This window comes from Oleiphilus sp. HI0123, assembly GCF_001635315.1.
Genome location: NZ_LWGE01001372.1, coordinates 1 through 3,203, shown reverse-complemented (window position 1 = coordinate 3,203; position 3,203 = coordinate 1). Strand labels below are relative to the sequence as shown.

The following is a 3,203-nucleotide window of genomic DNA, read 5'->3' as shown; positions in this document are numbered from 1 at the left end:
CTAGATACGCTGAAGTGGTTGTTGGTGCTTTGTTTGGTGTCAGCGGGCGTGGTGGGTAACTACTATTTTGAAGCAGAATCTCTGTTGTACAGAGTGCTTGCGCTACTTGTTTTGGCATTTGTTGCTGGATGGGTTGCCGTTCAAACGACAAAAGGGCAGGCCTTTGCGAAGTTGGTCTCTGAAGCTCGTTTAGAGATTCGTAAGGTTGTATGGCCTACTAAGCAAGAGTTGACCCAGACGACAATGATAGTTGTTGTTTTTGTGTTAGTGGTTGCGCTTATTTTATGGGGTGTCGACTCCCTGATCGGCTGGATTGTTTCCAGTATTATAGGGTAGTAGGAGAATCACGATGTCCAAAGCTTGGTATGTAGTTCATGCCTATTCAGGTTACGAAAAGCAGGTAATGCGCTCGTTGCAAGAGCAGGTTGCTTTGAAAGGCTTGGAAGCAAAATTTGGTGAAATACTGGTTCCTACAGAGGAAGTGGTAGAAATGCGCGAAGGTAAAAAGCGCAAGAGTGAGCGTAAGTTTTATCCAGGCTACGTTCTTGTGCAAATGGAAATGGACGACGATGCTTGGCATTTGGTTAAGTCCACTCCAAGAGTGTTAGGCTTTATTGGTGGTACTGCTGAAAGACCTGTGCCAATTACTGATCGTGAAGCTGATACGATTCTTCAGAAGATAGAGACGGGTGCAGAGAAACCTCGTCCTAAGACCTTGTTTGAAGCTGGTGAAGTGGTTCGGGTTATCGATGGGCCGTTTGCAGACTTTAATGGTGTTGTTGAGGAAGTAGATTACGAGAAGAGCCGCGTTAAAGTAGCGGTTCTGATTTTTGGTCGCTCTACCCCTGTCGAACTAGAGTTTGGGCAAGTAGAAAAAGACTAAGCAAGTAAGATTTTATCTGCTCACTTTGCGAACTGCAAAGTGGGCTTTTTCTGTCTATACGGGGAGCTATTGAAGCGTTTGAACCCGAAGGAGTAAAAAATGGCAAAGAAAGTTGATGCTTATATCAAGCTTCAGGTAGCCGCTGGTAAAGCGAATCCAAGTCCGCCGGTTGGTCCTGCACTAGGTCAGCACGGTGTTAACATCATGGAATTCTGTAAAGCGTTTAACGCTCAGACTCAAGGTGTTGAACCAGGTCTGCCAGTTCCTGTTGTAATTTCTGTATATAGTGACAAGAGTTTTACTTTTGTCATGAAGACCCCACCTGCATCTATTCTGTTGAAGAAAGCTGCTGGTATCACTAGTGGTAGCGGTCGTCCTAATACTGAGAAGGTTGGAACTGTTACTCGCGCTCAGTTAGAAGAAATTGCTAAAACTAAAGACCCTGACTTAAATGCAGGTGATATGGATGCTGCAGTAAGAATTATTGCTGGTACAGCGCGTAGCATGGGACTTAATACTGAGGGTGTTAACTAATGGCAAAATTAACAAAGCGCCAAAAGTTGGTGCAGGAAAAAGTTCAAGCAGAAAAAGCGTACACGGTAGAAGAAGCGGTAGCTTTGCTTGCTGAGCTTTCAAACGGTGTTAAGTTTACTGAGTCGGTAGATGTTGCTATCAACCTAGGTGTTGATGCGCGTAAATCTGACCAGGCTGTTCGAGGTTCTACAGTACTACCAAATGGAACTGGCAAAACAGTTCGTGTTGCTGTGTTTACTCAAGGTGAAAATGCAGAGAAAGCTAAAGAAGCTGGTGCTGATATCGTTGGTATGGACGAGTTGGCTGCTGAAGTTAAAGCTGGAAACATGGATTTTGACGTAGTTGTTGCATCTCCGGACGCAATGCGTGTAGTTGGTCAGTTAGGTCAAATTCTTGGTCCACGCGGTCTAATGCCAAACCCGAAAGTTGGTACAGTGACGCCAGACGTAGCGACTGCCGTTAAAAATGCAAAAGCTGGTCAGGTTCGTTATAGAACTGACAAGAACGGTATTGTTCATACTATCGTTGGTAATGTTGAGTTCTCAGCTGATTCGATTAAACAGAATATCGAAGCATTGTTGGCTGACTTGAAGAAGGCTAAGCCTGCTTCTGCAAAAGGTGTTTATTTGAAGAAAGTTACACTTTCTTCAACAATGGGTCCTGGTCTACTTATTGATCAGAGCTCAGTGTCTTCATAAGAAGATATGTTAAAGAATACTTTGGAGTCTGAGCCTAGCTCGGGCTGTCAAAGACCGCAGGTGTTGGCTATTTATTAATTTAGAGTGCTAACTTAATCTCCTGCGCAGACGGTGTGTGGACTCTCTTAAATGAGTTGTATCTCCGCCGTAGGTCGCTCCCTGTTTATGCTAACAGGGGGTGGAACTAAGTGGTCAGCTTCGGCTGACTCTCTTGAGGAGAAAACCAATGGCAATTGGAATCGAAGACAAAAAGGCGATTGTCGCCGAAGTCAACGAAGTTGCTGGCGGTGCTTTATCTCTTGTGATGGCTGATTATCATGGCGTTGACGCTAATGATATGACAGGCCTTCGTAAAGAAGCTCGTGAAGGCGGAGTTTATCTTCGTGTCGTTCGAAACACCTTAGCAAAGCGTGCGGTAGAAGGAACAGAGTTTGAATGTGCAGCTGAAGCGTTGGTTGGTCCAACAATTCTTGCATTTTCTTTGGAAGATCCAGGTGCGGCAGCGCGCTTGTTGAAAGATTTTGCTAAAGAAAAAGAAGCATTCGAGATAAAAGCATTAGCGGTTGGTGGTGAACTACTGGGTGCAGATCAGATCGATCGTTTGGCTAAGTTGCCAACGCGCGATCAGGCGTTGGGCATGTTGGCCAGCGTTATTCAAGCACCTATTACCAAGCTTGCACGTACATTCAACGAAGTTCCTTCGAAGGTTACTCGTGCAGTGGCAGCAGTTCGCGATCAGAAGAAAGACGCAGCTTAATTATTTTTTATATAACTTACATTTAGGAGAATGGGACCATGTCTCTATCTAAAGACGATATTTTAAATGCAATCGCTGAAATGAGCGTAATGGACGTTGTTGAACTAGTTGAAGCAATGGAAGAGAAATTCGGCGTATCTGCAGCTGCTGCTGTAGCTGCTGCTCCTGCTGCTGGCGGTGACGCTGGTGGTGCTGCTGCCGCTGAACAGACTGAGTTTGACGTTGTTCTTGCAGGCGCTGGCGACAAGAAAGTTAACGTAATCAAAGCAGTTCGTGCTCTTACAGGTCTTGGCCTTAAAGAAGCGAAAGCAATGGTTGATGGTGCTCCATC

General features: G+C 45.2%; 6 protein-coding genes. All 6 read left to right on the top strand.

Annotated elements, in window-relative coordinates; translation table 11 throughout:
- Window positions 1-336: preprotein translocase subunit SecE (gene secE, locus A3761_RS17310; RefSeq protein WP_068750585.1), on the top strand; the 336-nt coding region annotated here is incomplete at its 5' end.
- 13 nt (window positions 337-349) lie between these two features.
- Window positions 350-883, top strand: a complete 534-nt coding sequence (gene nusG / locus A3761_RS17305) for a transcription termination/antitermination protein NusG (protein WP_068507438.1) — start codon at window positions 350-352, stop codon at window positions 881-883.
- A gap of 99 nt (window positions 884-982) precedes the next feature.
- Window positions 983-1,417 carry a 50S ribosomal protein L11 gene (gene rplK / locus A3761_RS17300; RefSeq protein WP_068507436.1) on the top strand — a complete coding sequence of 145 codons (435 nt, stop codon included), beginning with the start codon at window positions 983-985 and terminating at the stop codon, window positions 1,415-1,417.
- Complete coding sequence (rplA, locus tag A3761_RS17295; protein WP_068553378.1) at window positions 1,417-2,115, top strand: 50S ribosomal protein L1; 699 nt, start codon at window positions 1,417-1,419, stop codon at window positions 2,113-2,115. The genes rplK and rplA overlap by 1 nt, the downstream gene beginning before the upstream one ends.
- A gap of 226 nt (window positions 2,116-2,341) precedes the next feature.
- Window positions 2,342-2,872, top strand: a complete 531-nt coding sequence (rplJ, locus tag A3761_RS17290) for a 50S ribosomal protein L10 (protein ID WP_068507430.1) — start codon at window positions 2,342-2,344, stop codon at window positions 2,870-2,872.
- A gap of 38 nt (window positions 2,873-2,910) precedes the next feature.
- Window positions 2,911-3,203, top strand: a 293-nt coding sequence (gene rplL / locus A3761_RS17285) for a 50S ribosomal protein L7/L12 (RefSeq protein ID WP_068750583.1), incomplete at its 3' end; no start/stop codon positions are given.